This is a genomic window from Mycolicibacterium chitae (genome assembly GCF_900637205.1).
GTDB lineage: Bacteria > Actinomycetota > Actinomycetes > Mycobacteriales > Mycobacteriaceae > Mycobacterium > Mycobacterium chitae.
Window position 1 is genome coordinate 4,862,089 of sequence record NZ_LR134355.1, and the last position, 22,441, is coordinate 4,884,529.

Consider the following 22,441-nt stretch of genomic DNA (forward strand, 5'->3'; position numbering starts at 1 on the left):
GCGCGTTCGGTTGGTAGCTTGGGCAGAAGGAGGCCCCCGATGACTGCCCACATCACCGAACGAAAGCCGGCCGCCGAGCACGTCGCGGTGCGATGCGTCGATTCCGATGTCCATCCCGCACCCAAGCGCGGTGAACTGGTCCCCTTCATCCCCGAGCCCTGGCGCAGCAAGTACTTCCTGACGCATCAGTTCGCCGAGCAGATCTACTACGACGCGCCCGATTACGCGCACGCCTTCGCCATGCGGGTCGACGCGTTTCCCGACGACGGCGAATTCGCCTGCAGCGACCCCGATCTGGCGTTCCGCCAGCTGATCATGGAGGCCGGTTCCGACATCGGCATCCTGGAGCCGGCCGCCTATCCGTGCCGGATCCCCGAGGCCGAGCATGCGATGAGCCAGGCGCTGAACTCCTGGCAGGACGCCTGCTGGCTGGACCCGCACAACAACTGGCACCAGCGCTGGCGCGGGTCGATCTGCGTCGGCATCGAGGCCCCGCAGTTGGCCGCCGCCGAGATCGAGAAGTGGGCCGGCCACCCCTACATGGCGCAGGTGCTGATCAAGGCCGAACGCCGCCCCGCCTGGGGCGACCCGATGTACGACCCGGTGTGGGCCGCGGCCACCAAGCACGACATCACCGTGTCGTGTCACCTGTCGCGCAGCCACCACGAGGAACTGCCCATCCCGCCCGTGGGATTCCCCAGCTACAACCACGATTTCATGGTCACCTACTCGCTGCTGGCGGCCAATCAGGTGATGAGCCTGGTCTTCGACGGGGTCTTCGACCGCTTCCCCACCCTGCGGATCGTGCTGGTGGAGCACGCCTTCACCTGGATCCTGCCGCTGATGTGGCGCATGGACGCCATCTACGAGGCCCGCAAGCAATGGCTGGACATCAAGCGCAAACCCAGCGAGTACGTCAAGGACCACATCAAGTTCACCACCCAGCCGCTGGACTACCCCGAGGACAAGACCGAACTGACCCGGGCCTTCGAGTGGATGGAGTGCGAGAAGATCCTGTTGTTCAGCTCCGACTATCCGCACTGGACCTTCGACGACCCGCGCTGGCTGGTCAAGCACCTGCCCGAACACGCCCGCGAGGCCATCATGTTCCGCAACGGCATCGAGACCTACAAGCTGCCCGACACCGTCCCGGCCCTCGAGGGTCAGACGCGGGTCTTCTGACTCAGGCGGTCCAGACGACCGGCAGGCGCTTGACGCCGTGCACGAAGGCCGAGCGCAGGATCGCCGGTTCCGCCACGGCGACGATGTCCGGCGTCTCGCGGTGCAGTTCCTCGAACAGCACCCGGATCTCGCGACGGGCCAGGTTGGCGCCCAGACAGAAGTGTGCGCCGCCGGCACCGAAACCGATGTGCGGGTTCGGGTTTCGGGAGACGTCGAACGTCCGGGGATCGGCGAACGCGGCCTCGTCGCGGTTGGCGGAGTTGTACCACATGGAGATCTTGTCGCCGGCCTTCATCGGCACCCCGCCCAACTCGAGGTCCCGGGTCAGGTTGCGCCGCATGAAGATGATCGGTGAGGCCCACCGCACGATCTCCTCGACCGCGGTGGGCGCCAACCGGTCGAAGTCGTTCCACCACTTCGCGCGTTCCTCCGGATAGCGGGTCAGCGCGACCATGCCGTGACTCATGGCGTTGCGCGTGGTTTCGTTGCCGGCCGCCGACAACAGGATGAAGAACGAGCCGATCTCGGCCGACGACAACCGTTCCCCGTCGACCTCGGCCTCCACCAGGTTGGTGGTCAGATCCTCGGCGGGGTGCGCACGCCGCGCTTCGGCCAGTTGCACGCCGTACTCCCCGAGTTCGAGGACCACCTTGACGATCTCGTCGAATTCCCCGGAGGCCTCGTCGTCGCCGATGCCCATCAGCACCGAGGTCCAGTGGAACACCTTCGCCTCGTCCTCCTCCGGGATGCCCATCATGTCGCAGATGATCTGCAGCGGCAGCGGGCCCGACAGGGACGCCACGAAGTCGGCGCGGCCGTCGGGGTGCGCGGCCCGCATCTCGGCCACGAGTCGTCGGGACCGGTCCCGCACGCTCTGTTCGATCCGCGCGATCACCTTCGGGGTGAAGGCGCGGTTGACGATGCCCCGCAACCGCAGATGGCGGGGATCGTCGAGGGTGATCGTCGAGCCTAGGTACTCGGCGATCTCCACCGCCACGTCGTTCAGCGAGGTGCTGGTCGGACTGGAACTGAACAGGTCCGGATGACGGCTGACGAACTGCACGTCGTGGTGACGGGACAGCGCCCAGTGACCGGCGCCGGCGGGAAACCCGCCGAACTCGGGCACCTCGAAGAACTTGATCGGCGCCTCGCGCCGCAGCGTCGCGAACGCGCCGTCGCGATAGTCCCCGTCGAGGCCCCAGAACTCGATCTGAGCCAGGTCGATGTCCGCCAGCGGGACCTCCGGCGGCGGCTTGCCATTCTCCCGCGGGCCGATGGCAGCGTCGATTGTTGCAGTCATGATCCAACCCCCCGCGTCAAAATGTGACACTCCTCACTTCCACTCGCCAAGTACCACCGCCAGCAGGGCCTTCGCCGAGCATCCGGGCGTGTCGTTGCGGCGAAATCCAGCGCGACGGGTGTATACGCCTGTGAAACGGGAGACAAGTGGGGTTCGGTCTGCCACCCTCGTACGGATGAACCCGACTCTGAGCCTGCGGCGCCGCCTGTTCATCGCCGTGGCCGCGCTGGCGTTGGTCGCCGGGGCGGTCGCCGCCGTGGTGGCGCTGGACCGGGCCCGGGATTCGTTCATCGCCGAGCACAACCGGCCGCTGGGCGTCGGCGACTGCGTGGTGGTGGGCGCGACCGACGCCGACCCCCAGAGCCCGGAGGTGCAGGCCCGGCGGGCCGAGTGCCACGCGGATCCCAGCTACACGGTGGGCGCGATCGCCACCTCGACCGGTGAGTGCCCCAGTTCCGAGTATCAGCACTTCCCGGGGCCGGCCGCCGACCGTGTCACCGCCAGCCTGTGCCTGGTGCCGAATCTCGTTGCGGAGCACTGCTATCGGCTGGGCGTGCCGATCGGCCTGGTCGAACGCGCGGACTGCGCGGGCCAGCCCGCCGATCCCACCGACGGGCTGCTGGTGCAGGTCACGCGTCGGCTGGAGGTGCGCGATCAGGACGCCTGCCCGGCGGTCAGCGGCCAGTACGCCTGGCCCTATCCCTCGCCGGCGCGCACCTACTGCACCGTGACGGTCTTCTGAGCCGGGTCCTAGGCCGGCGCCTCGACGACGGCCTTGATCCGGTTCAGCGTGGTGGTCATGTCCCGGACGTTGCGCCGCTTGCGCAGTTGGCCGCCCAGCAGGCCGAAGATCTTGGTGAAGATGCCCTCGGCCATCCGGAAGGATTCGGTGACGTCGGTGCCACCGCCCGCGGGGGCCAGCTGGTAGCGCCAGTTGTTGACCGCACGGTCGCCGAGCAGCACCTCGAAACCGAAGTCCCGTCCGGGCTCGCACGAGGTCACCCGGCAGGTGGTCCAGTAGACCGGCCCGATCTCGTTGCGGCGCACGTGCCCGCGGAACTTCGCGCCCACCGCGGGCCCGGTGGCCCCGTCGAGCCATTCCGCCTCGAAGGTCTCCGGGCTGAACTTGCCCGTGTTGCGCACGTCGGAGATCAGCTCCCAGATCTCGTCGGCGGGTGCGTTCATGTGTACAGTCACCGAAGCGTGCATCGGCATCTCCCCCATCGGTAGCAGTTGTCAGTCCGGCGGCGCGGTACCGGTCAGTGTGGCGATCGACCGAAGCGGTATGGGCAGCCAATCCGTACGATAGCGAGCCTCGTAGGCAGTTTCATAGACCGCTTTGTCCAATTCGTAGGCCGCCAGCACGGGTCCGGCCTGCCGCGGGTCGAAGCCGGCGACGTCGGCGTACCCGTCGCAGAAGGCGCCGCGGCCTTGTCCGCTCCAGTCCAGCGCCGCGGCGAAATCCTGGTCGTCACGGCCCACCAGGGGCTGAGAGGCCGCGTACTCGTAGGACCGCAGCATGCCGGCGACATCGCGCAGCGGCGAGTCGGGCCGCCGCCGCTCCTCGAGCGGCGCCCCCGGTTCCCCTTCGAAGTCGATGACCAGCCACGACGACGGCGTGCGCAGCACCTGCCCCAGATGCAAGTCCCCGTGCACGCGTTGCACGACAATCGACTGTCCGGCAACGCTTTTGAAGATATCGGCAATGGTCGACTGGTACGGCAACAGTTCCGGGACTGCCGCGCACGCCGAATCCAGCCGCGCCAGCGCCGAGTCCACCGCGAAAACCCCCGAGGCGGTGCCCAGTTCGGCCGCCAACGCGGCGTGCACCGACGACACGGCCTGACCGAGCCGAAACGACGTCTCGGTGAAGTCGCCGTCCTCGGCGTCGGTGTAGCGGCGGGTGGCGGCCGCGGTGGCCAGCGCCCACCCCTCGGCCGCCCCGGCGGCGAAGGCGGTCACCATGCCCAGCGGACACGGCTGCCCGTCCCAGGTGGTCTCGAACGACGCCAACAGCCGCGCGACGTGGCGGTTGCCGGCGTTGCCGAGCACCCGGTTGAGTTCGATGTCGGGGTTGATGCCGGTGTTGACCCGGCGGAACACCTTCAGGATGGCCTGGTCGCCGAACACCACGCTGGTGTTGCTCTGCTCGACGCCGGTGAGCCGCGGCGCCGCCCCGACGGGCAACTCCACACCCGGTTCGGCGCCGAAGGCGACCGCACCGCGGGTCGCCCCGGCGGCGCACAGTTCGAGCAGGTGGCGGGCCGCCGCCGAGTCGTACAGCGCGTCGTAGGCGGTGCGCCCGCGCACCGTGCCGATCGTCGACGCCCCGGGGAGGTCTGCGTGCTCCCCGTCGGCCCACAGCACGGGCACCTGATACCGCTCGGCGTCCCCGTCGGCGTAATGCACATCGAGCAGCACCAGTTCGAGGTCCTCGCGCAGCGCGGTGACCGCCGCGGCGCTCACCTCGGTGAGGCGCTGGTTGCGGCCGGCGTACCACCGTTGCCGCGGCAACCATTCGGCGAACGGCAGGTCGGTCGGGGTCATGGCTTCCATCACCGCCTCGCTTACCCGCACACGCGGGTACTCAATCGCATCAGGCCCCGGCCCGGGCCCCGAAAACCGGGTCCTGTTCCGGACGCCCGCGAACATCGTTGCGCCCGTCGGGGTTTGCTGGACGCGCTGCCCCTTGAAAGGACTATATCGACAGGCTAAATTTCTTCGGTTCCGTATCGCTTCGTGCATACCTTGCGCAACCACGCTTCGACACCGGGCATTCGCCCACGTTGTTTACCATTCCGCGCGCCCGAACGCGCGGCCTAACGAGAGCAGGAGAACCGTGGGAAACGGTCAGCCAGATGAAGGTGAAGCTCAGGTCATCGTCAGCGTCGCCGACGCCGCCGTGCACATGTTCAACGCGGCCATCGAGGACCTGCCCGAACCGGCGGACCCGGAATTCCCGTCGCGCGCCGCGGTGGTGCTGACCGGTCTGCGCAAGCTGGTCGCCTCGTTGACCAAGGCCGCCGAGCGCAATCGCGCCACGCCCGCGGTGATCATCTCGCTGAGCGGGGTCCGCACCACCTACGACAACCTGATGGAACGGGCCGCCGAGGGTCCGGGATCGACTCTGGGACAACGTCTTTACGTGTCCCGCACCCGCGCCAAGCTGACCGCCAAGGAAGCCGCGAACGGTGCCGGCCTGCGCGCCGACCTGATCCGCGCCATCGAGGAAGAGGAACCGACCACCGAGGACGAGACGGCCGCGGTCAAGGAACTGATCGCCGCGCTCGGCGGTTAGTTCGGCACCACTTGGTTCGATACCACCAACACGGGCGCCGGGTCGACCCGCACGTCGACCCGGGTCCCCGGGACCAGGCGTCGTGCCCGGGCCCCGGACATCTGCGCGACGACGTGGGCGCCACCGACCAGCCGCACGCCGACCCGCGAGACGGGCCCGAGGAAGGCCACGTCGGCGACGACGGCCTCGCCCTCGGGTGTCGCGGTCAGCTGCACGGCTTCCGGACGCACCAGGGCCGTCCCCACGCCCCGCACCGAACCCCGCAGCACCGGCACCCGACTGCCCAGCACCCGCACCGTCCCGTCGATCACCCGCGCCGGGATGCGGTTGCTCAGCCCGACGAACTCCGCGACGAACGGGGTGGCCGGCGCCGCGTAAAGCTGCACCGGGCCGGCGATCTGTTCGAGCCGTCCGCGGTTCATCACCCCGACCCGGTCGGCGACGGCCAGCGCCTCCTCCTGATCGTGGGTGACGAACAGCGTGGTGGTGCCGACCTCGGTCTGCACCCGGCGGATCTCCTCGCGCAACTGAACGCGGACCTTGGCGTCCAGCGCCGACAGCGGCTCGTCGAGCAGCAGCACCTGCGGTTCGACCGCCAGCGCCCGCGCCAGGGCCACCCGCTGCTGTTCACCGCCGGACAGTTCGGTGGCGAACTTGTCCCGATGGGCCGCCAGCCCGACCAGGTCCAGCATCTCCAACGCGCGGGAACTCCTCGCGGCCTTGGCCTTTCCGCGCAGCTTGAGCCCGAAGGCGACGTTCTCCAGCACGGTCAGGTGCGGGAACAGGCTGTAGGCCTGGAACACCATGCCCATGTCGCGCCGGTTCGGCGGGACGGCCGTGATGTCCTTGCCGGCCACCGCGATTCGCCCGGCGGTGGGCTCCTCGAGCCCGGCCAGGATGCGCAGCGCGGTGGTCTTGCCGCAACCCGACGGGCCGAGCAATGCCACCAGTTCGCCGGGGGCCAGGTGCAGGCTGAGCCCATCGAGGGCACGGACGCTGCCGTACGTGCGGCTCAGCCCGACGATGTCGACGCCCACCCCGGCGCTCATGCGGGCGCCCCCACCGTCGTCTCCGCGGCGCGCCGGGCCCCGCGGGCACGGCGGGCCAGCAGCGACAACGTCAGCAGCAGCGCGAAACCGAACAGCAGCACCGCCAGCGAGGCCGCCACCGAGGTGGGCCCGTCGCTCTTGCCGATGGCCACGATCTGCACCTGCAGCGTCTCGTAGCCGGACAGCGAGGCAATGGTGTACTCGCCGAGCACCACCGCGACCGAGATGAACGCCGCCGACAGCACGCCGGCCCAGATGTTGGGCAACACCACCCGCACCAGCGTCGTGGTCCAGCCGGCCCCCAGCGAGCGCGCCGCCTCCGTCAGCGTGGCCAGATCGATCCCCCGCAACGCGGAATCCAGGGCGCGGTAGGCGAACGGCAGCACCAGGATGACGTAGACGAAGGTGAGCACCAGGGCGGACTCCCCCAGCAGGTAGGTCACCCACAGGTAGACGTTGCGCAACCCGACCACGATCACCAGCGCCGGGATAGCCAGCGGCAGCAGGCACAGGAACTCCATCAGCCCGTTGGCCCAGGGGGCGCGCAGCCGCACCCAGGTCATCGTCGGCACCAGCAGCACCAGCATCACCGCGACGGTCAGCAGCGCGATCAGCACCGACACCACGATCGCCGAGTACAACGCGTTGTCCGCGAACAGGTTCGACCACGCCGCCAGCGTGCGACCGGCGCCCTGCAGGTCGCGGGTGGAGAAGTCCGCCATGGCGTAGAGCGGAAAGAGGAAGAACAGGCCGAACAGGACCGCGCACACGGTCCGGACGGTCTTGGTGCGCGTGCTCGTCGGTGTCATCGTCGTCGGTGTCATCGCAGCCACCGTGCCGTCCGCCGCATCAGCTGGTTGTAGCCGACCATCACCACCGCGACGACGACGATCATCTCCAACGCCAGGGCGTAGGCGAAGCCGGCCTGCCCCAGCACCACCTCGCTGGTCAGGGCCGAGCGGATCAGCAGCGGCAGGATCGGGCTGCCCTGGCTGACCAGGGCGGCCGCGGTGGCGTAGGCGGCAAAGGCGTTGGCGAACAACAGCAGCGCCGAGGCCAGGAACGCCGGGGCCAGCAGCGGGAAGCCCACCTCGCGCCAGTACTGCCAGGGGGTGGCGCCCAGGCTCACCGCGGCCTCCCGCCACTGCCGGCGCAGGCCGTCCAGTGCGGGTAGGAAGACGATGACCATCAACGGGATCTGGAAGTAGGTGTACACCAGGATCAACCCCGGCAGGCTGTAGAGCCAACCGCCGCCGGCCAGGTCCAGGCCGAACAGATCGGCCGCCCACACGGTCAGCACGCCGTTGAGGCCGATCGTCGCCAGGAAGGCGAAAGCCAGTGCCACCCCGCCGAATTGGGCCAGCACGGCGCACAGCGCCAGCGCGGCCCGGCGGAACATCGAGGTCGCCGGGCAGGACACGATCAGCCAGGCCAGCACCGCGCCGAACACCGCCCCGAGGGCCGCGGTGCTCGCCGAGAGCAGCACGCTGCGCCCGAGCGCGAGCAGCGCCGTCTGGGAGAACAGCGCTCCGATCCGGTCCAAGGAGAACTGGCCGTCGGAGATGAACGCGTTGACGACCACCGTGACGGTGGGGACGATCAGGAAGATCCCGACGAACAGCAGGAACGGCAGCAGCGGGAGCCCGGTGCGAACCCGGCGCCCGACGGTGGAATCAGCCAATTGCCTTGGCCCAGTTGACCGCCAGGTATTTGGTCGCGGCCTCGGTCTGCTCCTGGGTGGGCACCGTGACCATGCCGTCGATGGGTGGCAACCGGTCGAAGGCGGCCGGGTCGAAGGTGGTGGCGTGGATCATCGCGTCGGCGCGCACCGGGCGGACCCCGCCCTGGGCGAACAGGTTCTGTCCCTCGTCGCTGAACAGGAATTCCTGCCACAGCCGGGCGGCGGCCGGGTGCGGAGCGTCGGCGTTGATCGCCTGATAGTAGAAGCCGGCGACGGCGGCGTCGTTGGGCACGAAAACCCGCCAGGTCGGCACCTTGTCGCTCTCGATGCCGTTGAGGTAGTTCCAGTCGATGACCACCGGGGTCTGTCCGGAGGCGATCGTGGCCGGCGTGGGATCCACCGGCAGGAAGTTGCCGGCCTCGTTGAGCTTGCGGAAGAACTCCACGCCCGGGGCGATGTCGTCGGCCGAACCACCCTGCGACACCGCCGCCATCAGGACACCGGAGAAGGCAGCCCCGGCCTGGGTGGGATCGCCGTTCAGGGCAACCTTGCCCTTGAACTCGGGCCCGAGCAGATCGTCGATGCTGGTGACGTCGGGAACGGAGGTGGAGTCGTAGCCCACCGACATGTAGCCGCCGTAGTCGTTGACCCAGGCGCCGTCGGGGTGCTTGAGCCCGGCGGGGATGTCGGCGAACGTCGCGACCTGGTACGGCGCGAACATCGCCTCGTTGGCCAGCGCCACGGACTGCCCCAGGTCGAACACGTCGGGCGCGGTGCTCTTGCCCTGCTGCTGGCGGGCGGCGTTGATCTCGTCCTGGCTGGAGGCATCCGGCTGGGCGGAGTTGACCTTGATGCCGTACTTGTCGCTGAACGCCGCGATGATGGCTCCGTAGTTGGCCCAGTTCGGGGGCAGCGCGATGACGTTGAGTTCTCCCTCGGCCTGGGCGGCCCGGATGAGCGCCTCCATGCCGCCGAAGTCCTGCGCCGAGGTGGCGGTCGCGGCGCCGCTGTCGCCGGTGGATCTCTCCGGGGGTGCGCAACCGGCGGCCAGCAGCAGCGCGAGCGCCGCGGCGGCCAGCACCAGCGGGCGGGGTGTCTTCATGACGAGAACCTTCCGGGGAGCACTCGACGGCGTGCTGTCGCGGCGATGACGACCTGTCGAACACGAACCGACATGCCGGGTGAAAGGTAGTCGCTGCACCGGCCGGCCGCCAGTACCCGGGCCCGTAAAACACGAAATCCCCCAGCTTGCGCTGGGGGATTTCGCGTTACGGACTGATCAGATCAGGTGCGACTGCAGGTCCGGGATCATGGCCTGCAGCTCCCGGCCCCAGTACGCCCAGTTGTGCGTACCGTTCTCCGGGAAGTTGAACACACCGTTGGTACCGCCCGCGGCCAGGTAGTTGTCGCGGAAGGTGATGTTGGTGCGAATGGTCAGGCCCTCCAGGAAGGTGGCCGGCAGGTCGCCGCCGCCCAGCTCGTTGGGCTGGCCGTTACCGCAGTAGATCCAGATGCGGGTGTTGTTGGCGACCAGGCGGTCGATGTTGACCATCGGGTCGTTGCGCTTCCAGGCGCTGTTGGGGTCCTCGGTCTTGCCCCACATGTCGTCGGCCTTGAAGCCGCCGGCGTCACCCATGGAGATGTTGATCAGGAACGGCCACCAGCCCTCGGACGGGTTCAGGAAGCCCGACATCGAGCCGGCGTAGGTGAACTGGTTCGGATGCCAGATGGCCAGCGTCAGCGAGGCCGAACCGGCCATCGACAGGCCGATCGCGGCGTTGTTGGTGGTGCGCACCCCGCGGTTGGCCGACAGCCACTGCGGCAGCTCCGAGGTCAGGAAGGTCTCCCACTTGTAGGTGCGGGTCGGCCCCTTGTTGCGGGCCGGCGCGTACCAGTCGGAGTAGAAGCTCGACTGACCGCCGACGGGCATGATCACCGACAGGCCCGAGTCGAGGAACCACTCGAAGGCCTGGGTGTTGATGTCCCAGCCGTTGAAGTCCTCCTGGGCGCGCAGGCCGTCGAGCAGGTAGACGCCGGGTGAGTTCTCCCCGCCGCTCTGGAACTGGACCTTGATGTCCACGCCCATCGAGGGCGACGGCACCATCAGGTACTCCACCGGCAGACCCGGCCGCGAGAACGCACCCGCGGTGGCGGTGTTCCCTGCGAGGCCGATCAGGCCGGGAAGCGCGGCTGTCGTCACTGCGGCGACGCCGAGCCGGCGGGCCCATTTCCCACGCATCTTTTGAATGAACTTCATACTTGTATCCAGCCAATCTGTGTGTACGACGTAATTCCCGCCGTGTCTTGGACCCAGCCGCATTCCACCGCGGCGGACAACGTCTTCATCGCGGCAAACGGCCTATTCATTACGTCATCGATTCGACACATGAGTTTCCCCTCGACGGGTGACCCTACCTGTAGACCACCCGATTCGATAGTCGAGGGGGTGTCGAAACAGCCAATTCTGCAGCTTAGACCACGGCCGGCCGGCTCCGTTGCCCGCTCCGGATCGGCGCCGAAAATATTGTCTTGACCAGCACCAACAGGGCGCGTCCCGTGTCCCGGGACAGTCCCCGCCGGGGGTGATTCTCAAGCCCTGGACGTCGCGGCGCGCCCGGCCGAACAGATTGCCGCTCGGACCGGGGTATCGCTATGCGCTATTTCAACTCGAAACGAGATCTGCAATTCACCGATTACCACGCGGATTCGTCCCATACTGAACCGATGGCTGTCGACAAGCCGCCCATCCTGCTTCTGCACGGGGTCTTCGGGCGCCCGTCGCTGCTTCGGCCGTGGACCGACTTCTTGACCGCCGCCGGCTACGCCTGCCACACGCCGACGCTGCCCGGTCGCGACCCCGCCGACGAGCAGGTGCTGCGCCGCACCGGCATCGCGGACTGCTTCGAGGTGGCGCTGCGCGCGTTCGACGACATCGATCCCGAACCCGGCACCCCCGGGCACAAGCCCGTCGTCATCGGGCACAGCATGGGCGGGCTGCTGGGGCAGAAGCTGGCCGCGGTGCGCGATCCGGCGGCGCTGGTGCTGCTGGCCTCGATCCCGCCGGGCGTGCTCTGGCCGCAGCCCAAGGTCATGCACAACCTGCTGCCGGTGCTGCCGGCGATCCTCGCGGGCCGGCCGATGCTGCCGTCGGAGCGGACCATGCGCTCGGTGCCGCTGAACACCCTCCCGCGCGCCGAGCAGGACGCCCTGCTTCCCCGCCTCGCCCGGGACTCCGGTCGGGTGTTCCGGGAAATGTCGATGGGAGCCGGATCCACCCGGGTCGCCCCCGAGCATGTTCGCTGCCCGGTGCTGTGTGTCAGCGCCGGCGAGGACCGCAACGTCGCGCCGTGGATCTCTCGGCGGATCGCCCGGCGCTACCGCGCCCAACAGCAGGTCCATCCGGGCCTGCCGCACTGGATCATCGCCGAATCGGCCGTCGACCAAGTGGCCCCGCCGGTGCTCAACTGGCTCGAGCGGACGCTGCGCCGCGCCGAGCGCTGATCGCCTATGGTGCGAAGGTGGCCAACCGTGATCATGGCGACCCCGGCGACGCGCCGACCGTCCCTCCCCCGCTGACCGAGGTCGTCAACCCGGCCCGCCCGTCGGCGGCCGAGGAGGCCCGCACCATCGCGGCCGCCACCAACGCCGGCGTGCTGGCCAGCCTCACCTCGTCCGGGGATCCGTGGGCTTCCTTCATTACTTATGGTCTGCTCGACGGCGCGCCGGTGCTGTGCGTCTCGCACATGGCCGAGCACGGCCGGAACCTGGCCGGCGACCCGCGCGCGAGCATCGCCGTCGTCGCCCCGGCCACCGAGGCCGACCCGCTGGCCAATGGCCGCATCACGCTGGCCGGCGTCGTAGAACGCCCGGCCGGGGCGGAACTGACCGCGGCGCGCGAGGCGCATGTGGCCGCGGTGCCGGCTGCCAAGTACTACATCGAGTACAGCGACTTCACCGTGTGGGTGTTGCGGGTCGAGCGGGTCCGCTGGGTGGGTGGCTACGGCCGGATGGACTCCGCCACCGGGCGGGATTACGCCGCGGCCCAACCCGATCCCGTCGCCGCGCACGCGGGCGGCGCCGTCGCCCATCTCAACGCCGATCACGCCGATTCCCTGGCGCTGATGGCGCGCACTCTCGGCGGGTTCCCCGACACCGACACCGCCGAGTGCACCGGCGCCGACCGCTACGGCCTGGACCTGCGGGTCAGCACGCCGCGCGGGGTCGCCTACACCCGCGTCGGCTACCCGGCGCCGCTGAACTCGGCGGCCCAGATGCGCACGGCAGCAGTCGAATTGGTCGGTCTGGCGCGCGAGCGCAGCTAGCCGCTCTACGCTGGTCGGGTGACCGAGGGAATCGACGAGGCGGTGCTGCGGGCGTTCAGCGACGCCCGGGTGGCGCGGCTGGCCACGGTCGACGCCGACGGCCAACCGCACCTGGTCCCGATCGTGTTCGCCGTCGGTGACCGACACGTCTTCACCGCCGTCGACGGCAAGCCCAAATCCAGCACCCGGCTGCGGCGGCTGGCCAACATCGCCGACCGGCCCGCCGTCAGCGTGCTCGTCGACCATTACAGCGAGGACTGGGCGCTGCTGTGGTGGGTCCGCGCCGACGGCCGGGCCACCGTGCACGACGACGGCCCCGTGGCACACCGGGGCCGCGAGCTGCTGCGCGCCAAATACCCTCAGTACGAGTCGGTTTCGCTGGACGGCCCGGTCATCGAGATCGAGGTGCAGACCTGGGCCTCGTGGACCGGCCGCTGAACTCTGATTCAGTTGCCGGCCACGACGCGCACCGGCACGCTCGAGTAGCCGTTCACGCTGGTCATGGCGACCCGCTGAAGCTTGTCGACCTCCACCACATAGTGCGGCATGAAGTCGAGCAGGTGGTCGAGGGCGATCGTGCTTTCCGAGCGGGCCAGCGCCGCGCCCAGACAGCTGTGGATGCCGTAGCCGAACGCCAGGTTCTGCGCCTCGGTGCGGTCCCGGTTGATGTCGAACTGCTCGGCGTTGGTGAACGCCCGCTCGTCGCGGTTGGCGGCCGCACCCACCAATAGCACCGCGCTGCCCGCCGGGATGGTGACGCCGTGGCGCTCAACATCTTTCAGGGTGTAGCGACAGTCGTACTGCACCGGCCCCTCGTACCGCAGCAGCTCCTCGACCGCGGCCGGGATCTTGCTGCGGTCGGCCCGCAGCTGCTGCCACTGGTCGGGGTGCCGGCCGAACACCACGGCCGCCGTGCCCAGCAGCTTGGCGACGGTCTCGGCGCCGGCGGCGCCGAGCAGGGTGCAGAAGCCGGCGATCTCCACGTCGTCGAGTCGCGTCGCGGTCCCGTCGTCGCGTTGCACCTCGACGGCGCACAGCGCGCTGATCATGTCGTCGGCCGGCTGCTCGCGGCGCTGTTGGATGATCTCGTAGTACAGGACGCCGGTGTCCATCATGGCCTGCAGGCCGGCCTTGTCCATGGTGCTGCGGCCCGCCGGGCGTTGCAGCGCGAGCTCGAGCCAGATCCGCACGTCCTGGCGCCGCGACTCCGGGACGCCGAGCATGGTGGTGATCACCTCGACCGGGAACAGCGCCGAGAAGTCCGCGACCACGTCGAAGTTGTCGGGGTCGGCCGCGGCGAGGTGATGGGTGATCCGTTCGCGGATCACCTGCTCCTGTTTTCCGATGGCGCGCGGGGTGAAGACCTTGTTGACCAGGCTGCGCATCCGGCGGTGCTCGGGCGGGTCCATCCAGATGATGGACGGCTGGTGGGCGTGTTGACCGGACTGGATCTCCTCGAGCGTGACCCCGCGCGACGACGAGAAGGTCTCGAAGTCCTTGAACGCCGGTGCGACGTCCTCGTGCCGGGTCAGCGCGTAGAAGTCGTACTTCTCGCTGTAGTAGACGGGCGCCTCGTCGCGCAGCCGACGGTAGGTGTCGTAGGGATCGTTGAAGTGCTGCTCCGAGAACGGATCGAACACCACTGCCGGCTCCACCACGAAACGACCTGCCTGTCTGGACCGCTGTCCTGAGTGAAAACAAAGCGTGACATTTTTGCGTCGATCTGTAAAGTCACCGATGGAGTCGGTCCCGCCGGACCGCTCCCGCTCTGCCGAATCAGAAAGGCCACTCCCTTGGGCATCGTGACCACCACCTCAGCAACGTCGTTCCAGCATGCGCCCGAAGTGGTGTACGACTTCGTCACCAACCCCAACAACTGGACCAAGACGTATCCGGGCAGCAACTACGTCGGCAAGCTCGACGACCTGCCGTTGAAGGTCGGCGACACCTGGGAGGAGGCCGGACCCGACGGGGAGCACATCTACACCTGGCACCTGGCCATCGCCATGCGCCCCACGCTGTGGATGTTCAACTCGGTGGGGCGGCTGGGCCACGACCGCGACGGCAACGGCGGGTTCGAGGGCCGAATCTCCGTGCAGTACCACTTCACTCAGCCCGGTGCCGGCACGCTGTTCAGCCGGACGATGACCATCGAGGCCTACCGCGACGCCCCGATGCCGGACAAGTTCTTCCGCATCGTCAACCCCGCCTTCATCGACCGGTACCACGACGCGATCACCCGCGAACTCGACGGCGTCCCGGTCAGCTAATCGGCGGGTAGCTGATCGGCGGGTGAGCTAACCCGCAACCACCGCTTCCGCCGGGCGCGCGGCGGTGAAGAACGCCGCGGCCACGGCGGTCACGCTGATCACCGCGGCGGCCACGAAGGCGGCGTGCACGCCGGGCATGTCCGGGGCCCCACCCGAGACCGACGCCCTCGCCATGACCGTCACGAACAGGGCGGTTCCCGCGGCACCGGCGACCTGTTGCAGCGTCGTCATGATGGCGCTGCCGTGCGAGTACAGCCGTTCCGGCAGGGCACCGAGCGCGTCGGTCATCAGCGGGGTGAACATCAGCGACAGGCCCAGCATCATGATCGTTTGCAGGCCAACGAGTTCCCAGAGGGGCGTGGTCTCCGACAACAGCGCGAAGCCGCACAGCGACAGGCACAGCAGGACCGAACCGGGCACCACGAGGAGTCGGGCCCCGTGCCGGTCGTAGATCCGCCCGACGATCGGCCCCGCGAGGCCCATCAGCAGCCCGCCCGGCAGGGTGATCAGCCCGGCGACCAGGGCGCTGCGGCCCAGCACGTCCTGGACGTAGAGCGGCACCATGATGATCGCGCCGAACAGGCCCATGAAGCCGATGATCACCAGGCCCACCGACACCGAGAACCGCCGGTAGGTGAACGGTCGCAGATCCAGCAGGGCGCGATCGGCCCGCTGCAACCGCACCTGGCGGGCCCCGAAGACGACCATCGCCACCGCGCCCACCGTCAGCGGAATCCACGCGGGCACGCCCCGACCGCCGTGCCCGCCGAGTTCGGAGAGCCCGAACACCAAGCCCGCGAAGGCGATCGCCGACAGCGGCACCGAGGCGGGGTCGATCGGGGCGGGTTGTTCGCGCTCGTCGGCCACCCGCAGCCACACCAGGCCCGCGGCCAACGCGAGCAGGGCGATGGGCAGCACGATCCAGAACATCCACCGCCAGTTCAGCGCGCCGAGGATGAAGCCGGACAGGGTCGGTCCCACCGCCGGCGCGACGGCGATGACGATCGAGATCGTGCCCATCGTCTGCCCGCGACGCTCGGCCGCGACCAGCGTCATGACCGTCGTCATCAGCAGCGGCACCATGACGGCGGTACCGCACGCCTGCAGGATGCGCCCCGCCAGCAGCACCGCGAAGCCGGGCGCCAGGGCGCAGACCAGCGTGCCCGCACAGAACAACGACATCGACCCCACGAAGACGCCCCGCACCGGGAAGCGCTGCAGCAGCGAACCGGACATCGGGATCACCACCGCCATGGTCAGCAGGAAGCCGCTGGTCAGCCACTGCGCCGTGCGGGCCGTGATGTCCAGGTCGGCGATCAGCGCGGGCAGCGCGACGCTCATGATCGTTTCGTTGAGGATCATCACGAACGCGGAGAACACCAGCACCGCGATGATCACGGCGGCGCGCGGCGGGGCGGGTGGTGACCCCTCGGATCTCGTTCGCGTGATCGGCGCGGTACTCATTGACCTACTCCCTGATAGCCGCACTTCGTTAGTGCGGCTATCCAGGTTAAGGGTGCGACCCCCGGTGGGGAAATCGAATTTCTGTCCGTCCGGCGGCGCGCCGGGGCCGCGTCCCGCGTGTCTTAGGCTGTCCCCGTGGTCGCCTTCGCCTATGTCATCGCCGGATCGGAAGCCACCGGCGGCGCCGGGTTACAAGCCGACCTGCGCACTTTCCAGCAGCTCGGCACCCACGGCATCGGCACCGTGACTTGCATCGTGTCGTTCGATCCCAAGGCCGACTGGGGGCATCGATTCGTCCCCGTCGAGGCCCAGGTGATCGCCGACCAGATCGAAGCGGCGACCGCGGCCTACGACCTGGACGTGGTCAAGATCGGCATGCTGGGCACTCCCGCCACCATCGACGTCGTCGCCGAGGCGCTGGCCGGCCAGACCTGGTCCCAGGTCGTGGTCGACCCGGTGCTGATCTGCAAGGGTCAGGAGCCCGGCGCCGCCCTCGACACCGACACCGCACTGCGCCGCCGGATCCTGCCGCTGGCCTCCGTCGTGACGCCCAACCTGTTCGAGGCCCGCACGCTCGCGGGTATGGACGACATCGCCACGGTCGAGGATCTCGTCGAGGCGGCGCGGCGCATCGCCGACCTCGGACCGCGCCACGTGGTGGTCAAGGGTGGCGTCGATTTTCCCGGTGCCGACGCCGTCGATGTCCTCTTCGGGGACGGCGAGGTGGAGATCCTGCGGGCACCGAAGATCGGCAGCGCCCGCGTCGGCGGTGCGGGCTGCACGCTGGCGGCGGCCATCACGGCCGGCCTCGCCAAGGGCGCAGGTGTCTCCGAGGCGACGCATCAGGCCAAGGCGTTCACCACCGCCGGGATCGTCGGCCGGATCAGCGGCCACGCCCCGTTCGACGCGGTGTACCAGGGCGCGCCGGCCCAGTAGCGCGGCTAGCCGTGCAGGGCCTTGCGCAACGCGGCGCCCTGCAGCGCGAACAACTGCCGGCTGACCTCCCAGCCCGGCAGCATCGAGTCAAACCCGTGGCAGGTGCCCGCGAACACGTGCAATTCGGTGCCGACCCCGGACCACAGCAGCCGCAGCGCGTAGTCGATGGCCTCGTCGCGCAGCGGATCCAGTTCCGAGCAGCTGAGGAAGGTCCTTGGCAGGCCGTCGAGGTCGTCGGTGCGGCCCGGGACGGCGGCCGCGGGCAGCGCCCCCGAGTAATGCCGCCACATCTGCTCGGCGGCCGGTCCGTCGAAGCCCGGGGTGGTGGTGAACTCCTCCTTGGACGGGCTGGGCCGGTCGTCGAGCACCGGTTGGTGCAGCAGCTGGAACACCACCGGGGGCAGCGCGCCGCGCGCCGCGGCCTGCGCCAGGCCGGTCGCCAGGGCGCCCCCGGCGCTGCTGCCGGCCACCGCCACCCGGTCGGGATCGATACCGAGTGCGGCGGCGTTGTCCACGGCCCAGCGCAGCACCGCGGCCGCGTCGTCGTAGCCGGCCGGGTACGGATGCTCCGGGGCCAGCCGGTAGTCCACGGAGATCACCGTGCACTCGGCGCGCCGGGCGAACTCCACGCATTGCAGATGGTCGGTGTCCAGATTGCCGAGGACGAAAGCGCCGCCGTGGCAATACAGTACGGCCGGGGCGGGGGTCGGGCCGCCGCGGTAGATCCGAACCCCGATGGTGCGCGCGTCGACCGGCACCTGCTGGTCCACGATTTCGACGCCGGCGGTGTCGAGTTCCGCAGCCGCCTGCCGACGACGCTGGTCGATCGATGCGCGCACGTCCGCCAGCGCCTCCGGCGCCAGATTCGTGCGGAACTCCGCGAACGGGCGCAGCGCGGGGTCGAGCCGGGCGATCGGCTCCACCGGGTTCACTGCGACACCGCCGAATGCGGCTGTACCGCAAGCGGTTCGGGTGTCCCCTGCGGATCGAAGCTGTAGTCGCGCAGCCGCAGCCGGCGGGTCATCGTCCAGAAGGCCCGCGCGCTGCGCGGCCACTGAGTCACGACGCGGCCGTTGGCGGCCCGGAAGTAGTTGCTGCACCGCGTGGTCCACACCGTGCCGACCATCCACCGGTCGATCTTGGCGATGTAGTCGGCCGTCGCCTCGCGACGCACCGCCAGGTACGACTTGCCCCGGCGACGCATCTGCTGCAACGCCCGCACGATGTAGCGGGCCTGCGCCTCCAGCACGAAGATCACGCTGTTGGACCCGACGTTGGTGTTGGGGCCGTACAGCATGAAGAAGTTCGGGAAACCCGGTACGGCCATGCCCATATAGGCGTAGGCGCCGTCGCTCCAGGTGTCCCGCAACGTGACCCCGCCCTCGCCGCGCACCTCGATCTGGCCCAGGTAGTCGGCGACGGCGTAGCCGGTGGCGCACACCACCACGTCGACGTCCAGTTCGGTGCCGTCGGCGGTGACCAGCGACCGCGTCCACAGCGCCTTGGCCGGGGAGGCGATCACCTCGACGTTGTCCCGGGTCAGGGCCTGCAGGTAGTCGGTGGCGAACACCAATCGCTTGCAGCCCAGGGGGTGGTCGGGGGTCAGCCGGGCCCGCAGGTCGGCGTCGGGCACCGTGGCCTCGAGCGTGCGCAGCGCGACCCCCTTGAACTCCTGGGTCTTGTCACTGCCGTTCTCGATGACCGAGATGTTCGACTCGCTGCGCAACCAGAGCCGGGTGCGGTAGACGCGCTTGGCCAGCGGGACGTGTCTGAAGATCCACTTCTCCCGGTCGGTGTAGGGCCGGTCGGGCTTGGGCAGGATCCAGGTGGGTGAGCGCTGCACGGAGTAGACGTGCGCGGCCTGCCGGGCGATCTCGGGCAGCACCTGCGATGCGGTGGATCCGGTGCCCAGCACCGCGACCCGCTTGCCGGCGATCTGCACCGAGTGGTCCCATTTCGCGGTGTGCATGACGGTGCCCGCGAAGGGCTCTTCCTCGACGAGATCGGGGGTCAGCGGCTGATTGAACACGCCCACCGCCGACACGACGACGTCGAAGACGTGCTCGGTACCGGTGGCGCTGCGCAGCCGCCAGGCCCGGGTCCCCGGCTCCCAGGTGGCCGCGACGATGTCGGTGTTCAACCGCAGATGCGGTGCCAGCTGGTGGCGGCGCGCGGAATCCTCGAAGTAGCGCAGGATCTCGGGCTGGTCCGACCACAGCCGCGACCAGTCGGGGTTGAGGTCGAAGGAGAAGGAGTACAGGTGCGACTTCACGTCGCACGCCAGCCCGGGATAGGTGTTGGTGCGCCAGGTGCCGCCCACGCCGTCCTCGCGGTCGAAGATGGTGAAGTTCTCGAATCCCGCCTTCTTCAGGAAGATCCCGAGCGCCAGACCGCCCGGCCCGGCTCCGATGACGCCCACCGACAGGCTCTTCGCCATTGCACTCATCCCATCTGCAGCGTTTGACCGCCGTCCACCACGAGTTCCGAACCGGTGATGAAGGAGGCGTGTTCGGACACCAGGAAGGCCACGGCGTCGGCGATCTCGCGCGGTTGGCCCAGCCGCCCGCTGACGGAGGTGGCCGCCAGCTTCGCCTGGGTGCGGTCGTCGAGCATCGGGGTCTCCACCGGGCCGGGCAGCACTGCGTTGACCCGGATGCCGGTGCCGGCGAGTTCGGCCGCGACGATCTGCGTCAGCCCCCGCAGCGCCCATTTGGAGGAGCCGTAGGCGGCGTGGTTGGGGAACGCCCGCACGGCGCCGGTGCTGCAGGTGTTGACGATCGCGGCGCCGTGGGCCTCGCGCAGCGCCGGCAGGCAGGCCTGGATGCCGAGGAACGGCCCCAGCGTGTTGACGCGCCAGGCCCGTTCGAAGCCCTCGCGGGTCTCGTCGCCGAGGGCGGCGCGGTGCAAGACCCCGGCGTTGTTCACCAGGGTGGTCAGCAGGCCCAACCGGGCGGCGACCTGCTCGACCGCGGTGCGCCACTGCTCCTCGGAGGTGACATCCAGCGGCACCGCGATGACGCCCGGGTCGTCCAGCGCCGCGACCGTGGCCTCGAGTTCGGCCTCGGCCACGTCGCAGGCCGCCACGGCGAAGCCGTCGCGGCGCAGTCGGGCCACGATCGCCGCGCCCTGTCCGCGCGCGGCGCCGGTGACCAGGGCGATCCGGTCGGTACCGGTCATCTCAGGCGTACCCCTTCTGCGGCGCCGCTTCCGGCCCGCCGCCGGCGTCGCGCAGGTGATCGGCGGCGCCGCGGCGCAGCGCCTGGGATTCCGAGGCCAGCGTGATGAACTGAAACCCCCACTCGGCCACCATTTTTCCGATCCGCCCGTCGCCCGCGTGAATGCCGGCGACCAGGCCCGCGGCGGCCGCGGTCTGCTGAATACTCTTGATGGCGTCGGTGACCTCGGCGGTGCTCCACATCGCCGAGACCGGGTGCCCCATCGAGACGGCCAGGTCGGCGGGTCCGACGTAGATGCCGGCCAGACCGGGTACGGCGCAGATCTCGGCGACGTTCGGCAACGCCGCGGCGGTTTCGATCATGGCGTAGACGTTGGCCCGGGACTCCAGGGCCGCGGTGTCCGTACCCAGGGAAGGCCGCAGCGGTCCGAAGCTGCGGACCCCGGCCGGCGCGTACTTGGTGGCCGCCACGGCGCGGGCGGCCTGTTCGGGGGTCTCCACCATGGGGATGATCACCGCGTCCGCACCGGCGTCGAGGACGCGGCCGATCGGACCCGGATCGGCCGACGGCAATCGGACCGCGGTGGCGATCGGGAGATGTTCGAGGCGGCGCAGCAGCAGGGCCACATCGGTGTCGCTCAGGAACCCGTGCTGGGTGTCGAAGCCGACGTAATCGTAACCGGCCGTGACGAATTCCTCGGGTCCGAACAGGGTCGAGCCGATCACCCAGCCGCCCCAGACCGGGCGGTGGTCGGCCAGCGCTTCCCGCAGCCGACCGGCGGCGCTCATCGCTGCGCCTCCGCGATGGCGATCTTGACCCGCTCGGGCACCGGCCGACACGCCAGCTCGAACGCCGACTGCACGTCGTCCGGGGCGAAGGTGTGGGTGATGTAGTTGGGTAGCAGATCGGGGTGCCGACGGGCGAACTCGTCGGCGTCACGGAGCACGCGGGCGCGGTCCAGGGTGACCCCGGAGCGCAGCGTCAGGTTGTTGCGCAGCATGGTGCGCATCGAGATGGGGTAACTGTCGTCGTCAGGCACACCGAAGTAGAACACGGTGCCGCCGAAGGCCGCAGCCGCTATGGCGTCGTTGAGCGTGGCGACCTGATGCCCCACGGCCTCGATGACGATCTCGGGTCGGTCGGCCGCATCGAGGTGCGTGACCCAGCGGTCGCTGGTCGCGCGCACCGTCGTGTCGACACCGAAGGGCGCCGCCAACCCCGCGCGGTCCACCGGGTCCACGCCGATCACCTCGGCGGCCCCCAAGGCCTTTGCGACATAGGAGAACAGCAGGCCGATGGAGCCCTGACCGAGGATCGCCACCCGGCGCCCGGCGATCTCGGGCAGCTGTTCCAGCGCGTAGAGGACGCAGGCCAGCGGCTGTAGGCCCACCGCGTACGCCGGACTCAGCGCCGGATCGTAGGACGCCAACCCGTTGCCGTCGGCGATCACCTGTCCGGTCAGCCCGTCGAATCCCGACGCCCAGCCGACCACCCGCTCGCCCGGTCGATGCGCGGGGTGCCGGCTGGCCAGTACCTCGCCGACGATCTCGTGGGCCGGGAAGCCGTTCATCTCCGCGGCGCAGGTACCGGTGTCGCCGGGCAGCCGCCCCTGGGTGCCGCGGAAGCCGGGCAGGTCGCTGCCGCAGATGCCGGCGGCCAGGAAACGCAGCAGGACCTGTTGGTCGGCAAGCGATTCCGGGTCGGGTTCGGGAAGTTCGCAGCGTTCGAAGGTGTAGGGCGCCACCAGGCGGTAGGACCACACG

At 69.5% G+C, this 22,441-nt stretch carries 23 protein-coding genes; 8 read left to right on the forward strand and 15 right to left on the reverse strand.

Going from position 1 to position 22,441, the window contains the following annotated elements:
• Window positions 1-39: 39 nt before the first annotated feature.
• Window positions 40-1,182, forward strand: coding sequence for an amidohydrolase family protein (locus EL338_RS23275; protein WP_126335900.1), 1,143 nt, complete (start codon window positions 40-42; stop codon window positions 1,180-1,182).
• Window position 1,183: 1 nt separating this feature from the next.
• Here the strand turns inward: EL338_RS23275 and EL338_RS23280 are convergent, their stop codons facing one another.
• Window positions 1,184-2,482, reverse strand: coding sequence for a cytochrome P450 (locus EL338_RS23280; RefSeq protein ID WP_126335901.1), 1,299 nt, complete (start codon window positions 2,480-2,482; stop codon window positions 1,184-1,186).
• A 175-nt stretch (window positions 2,483-2,657) separates the two neighbouring features.
• On the opposite strand from EL338_RS23280, the gene EL338_RS23285 reads away from it, so the two are divergent.
• On the forward strand, window positions 2,658-3,224 hold the full coding sequence (locus tag EL338_RS23285) for a hypothetical protein (protein ID WP_235666263.1): 567 nt from the start codon (window positions 2,658-2,660) through the stop codon (window positions 3,222-3,224).
• Between the two features lie 8 nt (window positions 3,225-3,232).
• On the opposite strand, the gene EL338_RS23290 is transcribed toward EL338_RS23285, so the two are convergent.
• Both EL338_RS23290 and EL338_RS23295 read right to left on the reverse strand, forming a co-directional pair.
• On the reverse strand, window positions 3,233-3,691 hold the full coding sequence (locus EL338_RS23290; protein ID WP_126335902.1) for an SRPBCC family protein: 459 nt from the start codon (window positions 3,689-3,691) through the stop codon (window positions 3,233-3,235).
• 27 nt (window positions 3,692-3,718) lie between these two features.
• Window positions 3,719-5,029, reverse strand: a complete 1,311-nt coding sequence (locus EL338_RS23295) for a maltokinase N-terminal cap-like domain-containing protein (RefSeq protein WP_126335903.1) — start codon at window positions 5,027-5,029, stop codon at window positions 3,719-3,721.
• Window positions 5,030-5,390: 361 nt separating this feature from the next.
• Here EL338_RS23295 and EL338_RS23300 point away from each other — a divergent pair, with 361 nt between their 5' ends.
• Entirely contained in the window at window positions 5,391-5,780 is a 390-nt protein-coding gene (locus tag EL338_RS23300) for a hypothetical protein (protein WP_126337066.1), read from the forward strand.
• On the opposite strand, the gene EL338_RS23305 is transcribed toward EL338_RS23300, so the two are convergent.
• The 5 genes from EL338_RS23305 to EL338_RS23325 all read right to left on the reverse strand — a co-directional run bounded on the left by EL338_RS23305 (window position 5,777) and on the right by EL338_RS23325 (window position 10,767).
• Window positions 5,777-6,829 (reverse strand): ABC transporter ATP-binding protein, encoded by a 1,053-nt coding sequence (locus tag EL338_RS23305; RefSeq protein WP_126335904.1) that lies wholly within the window; start codon window positions 6,827-6,829, stop codon window positions 5,777-5,779. The genes EL338_RS23300 and EL338_RS23305 overlap by 4 nt on opposite strands.
• Window positions 6,826-7,638 (reverse strand): ABC transporter permease, encoded by an 813-nt coding sequence (locus EL338_RS23310; protein WP_179967234.1) that lies wholly within the window; start codon window positions 7,636-7,638, stop codon window positions 6,826-6,828. Before EL338_RS23310 ends, EL338_RS23305 begins: the two co-directional genes overlap by 4 nt.
• 11 nt (window positions 7,639-7,649) lie before the next feature.
• Window positions 7,650-8,510 carry an ABC transporter permease gene (locus EL338_RS23315; protein ID WP_126335906.1) on the reverse strand — a complete coding sequence of 287 codons (861 nt, stop codon included), beginning with the start codon at window positions 8,508-8,510 and terminating at the stop codon, window positions 7,650-7,652.
• Entirely contained in the window at window positions 8,503-9,612 is a 1,110-nt protein-coding gene (locus tag EL338_RS23320; protein ID WP_126335907.1) for an ABC transporter substrate-binding protein, read from the reverse strand. Before EL338_RS23320 ends, EL338_RS23315 begins: the two co-directional genes overlap by 8 nt.
• 177 nt (window positions 9,613-9,789) lie before the next feature.
• Window positions 9,790-10,767 carry an esterase family protein gene (locus tag EL338_RS23325; protein WP_126335908.1) on the reverse strand — a complete coding sequence of 326 codons (978 nt, stop codon included), beginning with the start codon at window positions 10,765-10,767 and terminating at the stop codon, window positions 9,790-9,792.
• Window positions 10,768-11,234: 467 nt separating this feature from the next.
• Between EL338_RS23325 and EL338_RS23330 the strand changes: the two genes are divergently transcribed.
• From EL338_RS23330 to EL338_RS23340, 3 genes are read left to right on the forward strand one after another with little or no spacing between them, the layout of a single operon-like run.
• Complete coding sequence (locus tag EL338_RS23330) at window positions 11,235-12,011, forward strand: alpha/beta hydrolase (protein WP_163791905.1); 777 nt, start codon at window positions 11,235-11,237, stop codon at window positions 12,009-12,011.
• A 17-nt stretch (window positions 12,012-12,028) separates the two neighbouring features.
• Window positions 12,029-12,832, forward strand: coding sequence for a HugZ family pyridoxamine 5'-phosphate oxidase (locus EL338_RS23335; RefSeq protein WP_126335910.1), 804 nt, complete (start codon window positions 12,029-12,031; stop codon window positions 12,830-12,832).
• A gap of 18 nt (window positions 12,833-12,850) precedes the next feature.
• Window positions 12,851-13,270 (forward strand): TIGR03668 family PPOX class F420-dependent oxidoreductase, encoded by a 420-nt coding sequence (locus EL338_RS23340; protein WP_235666264.1) that lies wholly within the window; start codon window positions 12,851-12,853, stop codon window positions 13,268-13,270.
• Window positions 13,271-13,278: 8 nt separating this feature from the next.
• On the opposite strand, the gene EL338_RS23345 is transcribed toward EL338_RS23340, so the two are convergent.
• Entirely contained in the window at window positions 13,279-14,490 is a 1,212-nt protein-coding gene (locus tag EL338_RS23345; RefSeq protein WP_126335911.1) for a cytochrome P450, read from the reverse strand.
• 135 nt (window positions 14,491-14,625) lie between these two features.
• On the opposite strand from EL338_RS23345, the gene EL338_RS23350 reads away from it, so the two are divergent.
• Window positions 14,626-15,102 carry an SRPBCC family protein gene (locus tag EL338_RS23350; protein WP_126335912.1) on the forward strand — a complete coding sequence of 159 codons (477 nt, stop codon included), beginning with the start codon at window positions 14,626-14,628 and terminating at the stop codon, window positions 15,100-15,102.
• A 27-nt stretch (window positions 15,103-15,129) separates the two neighbouring features.
• On the opposite strand, the gene EL338_RS23355 is transcribed toward EL338_RS23350, so the two are convergent.
• Window positions 15,130-16,566 (reverse strand): DHA2 family efflux MFS transporter permease subunit, encoded by a 1,437-nt coding sequence (locus EL338_RS23355; protein WP_126335913.1) that lies wholly within the window; start codon window positions 16,564-16,566, stop codon window positions 15,130-15,132.
• Between the two features lie 135 nt (window positions 16,567-16,701).
• On the opposite strand from EL338_RS23355, the gene EL338_RS23360 reads away from it, so the two are divergent.
• The gene (locus EL338_RS23360; protein WP_126335914.1) at window positions 16,702-17,502 is read left to right on the forward strand and encodes a hydroxymethylpyrimidine/phosphomethylpyrimidine kinase; all 801 of its coding nucleotides are present in this window, start codon (window positions 16,702-16,704) and stop codon (window positions 17,500-17,502) included.
• A gap of 5 nt (window positions 17,503-17,507) precedes the next feature.
• Here the strand turns inward: EL338_RS23360 and EL338_RS23365 are convergent, their stop codons facing one another.
• Genes EL338_RS23365 through EL338_RS23385 form a run of 5 tightly spaced genes read right to left on the reverse strand, consistent with a single transcriptional unit; the run spans window position 17,508 to window position 22,440 of the window.
• Complete coding sequence (locus EL338_RS23365; RefSeq protein ID WP_126335915.1) at window positions 17,508-18,434, reverse strand: alpha/beta hydrolase; 927 nt, start codon at window positions 18,432-18,434, stop codon at window positions 17,508-17,510.
• Complete coding sequence (locus EL338_RS23370) at window positions 18,431-19,939, reverse strand: flavin-containing monooxygenase (RefSeq protein WP_126335916.1); 1,509 nt, start codon at window positions 19,937-19,939, stop codon at window positions 18,431-18,433. The genes EL338_RS23365 and EL338_RS23370 overlap by 4 nt, the downstream gene beginning before the upstream one ends.
• 5 nt (window positions 19,940-19,944) lie before the next feature.
• Window positions 19,945-20,679 carry an SDR family NAD(P)-dependent oxidoreductase gene (locus EL338_RS23375; protein WP_126335917.1) on the reverse strand — a complete coding sequence of 245 codons (735 nt, stop codon included), beginning with the start codon at window positions 20,677-20,679 and terminating at the stop codon, window positions 19,945-19,947.
• 1 nt (window position 20,680) lies between these two features.
• On the reverse strand, window positions 20,681-21,466 hold the full coding sequence (locus EL338_RS23380) for an HpcH/HpaI aldolase family protein (RefSeq protein WP_126335918.1): 786 nt from the start codon (window positions 21,464-21,466) through the stop codon (window positions 20,681-20,683).
• Complete coding sequence (locus EL338_RS23385; protein WP_126335919.1) at window positions 21,463-22,440, reverse strand: zinc-binding dehydrogenase; 978 nt, start codon at window positions 22,438-22,440, stop codon at window positions 21,463-21,465. The genes EL338_RS23380 and EL338_RS23385 overlap by 4 nt, the downstream gene beginning before the upstream one ends.
• Between the last annotated feature and the right edge of the window lies 1 nt (window position 22,441).

Excerpts from the sequence above, each read along its gene's own strand:
- EL338_RS23275 (WP_126335900.1), top strand. The coding sequence starts at position 40 with ATGACTGCCCACATCACCGAACGAAAGCCGGCCGCCGAGCACGTCGCG.
- EL338_RS23280 (WP_126335901.1), bottom strand. The coding sequence starts at position 2,482 with ATGACTGCAACAATCGACGCTGCCATCGGCCCGCGGGAGAATGGCAAG.
- EL338_RS23285 (WP_235666263.1), top strand. The coding sequence starts at position 2,658 with ATGAACCCGACTCTGAGCCTGCGGCGCCGCCTGTTCATCGCCGTGGCC.
- EL338_RS23290 (WP_126335902.1), bottom strand. The coding sequence starts at position 3,691 with ATGCACGCTTCGGTGACTGTACACATGAACGCACCCGCCGACGAGATC.
- EL338_RS23295 (WP_126335903.1), bottom strand. The coding sequence starts at position 5,029 with ATGACCCCGACCGACCTGCCGTTCGCCGAATGGTTGCCGCGGCAACGG.
- EL338_RS23300 (WP_126337066.1), top strand. The coding sequence starts at position 5,391 with ATGTTCAACGCGGCCATCGAGGACCTGCCCGAACCGGCGGACCCGGAA.
- EL338_RS23305 (WP_126335904.1), bottom strand. The coding sequence starts at position 6,829 with ATGAGCGCCGGGGTGGGCGTCGACATCGTCGGGCTGAGCCGCACGTAC.
- EL338_RS23310 (WP_179967234.1), bottom strand. The coding sequence starts at position 7,638 with ATGACACCGACGAGCACGCGCACCAAGACCGTCCGGACCGTGTGCGCG.
- EL338_RS23320 (WP_126335907.1), bottom strand. The coding sequence starts at position 9,612 with ATGAAGACACCCCGCCCGCTGGTGCTGGCCGCCGCGGCGCTCGCGCTG.
- EL338_RS23325 (WP_126335908.1), bottom strand. The coding sequence starts at position 10,767 with ATGAAGTTCATTCAAAAGATGCGTGGGAAATGGGCCCGCCGGCTCGGC.
- EL338_RS23330 (WP_163791905.1), top strand. The coding sequence starts at position 11,235 with ATGGCTGTCGACAAGCCGCCCATCCTGCTTCTGCACGGGGTCTTCGGG.
- EL338_RS23355 (WP_126335913.1), bottom strand. The coding sequence starts at position 16,566 with ATGAGTACCGCGCCGATCACGCGAACGAGATCCGAGGGGTCACCACCC.
- EL338_RS23370 (WP_126335916.1), bottom strand. The coding sequence starts at position 19,939 with ATGGCGAAGAGCCTGTCGGTGGGCGTCATCGGAGCCGGGCCGGGCGGT.
- EL338_RS23375 (WP_126335917.1), bottom strand. The coding sequence starts at position 20,679 with ATGACCGGTACCGACCGGATCGCCCTGGTCACCGGCGCCGCGCGCGGA.
- EL338_RS23380 (WP_126335918.1), bottom strand. The coding sequence starts at position 21,466 with ATGAGCGCCGCCGGTCGGCTGCGGGAAGCGCTGGCCGACCACCGCCCG.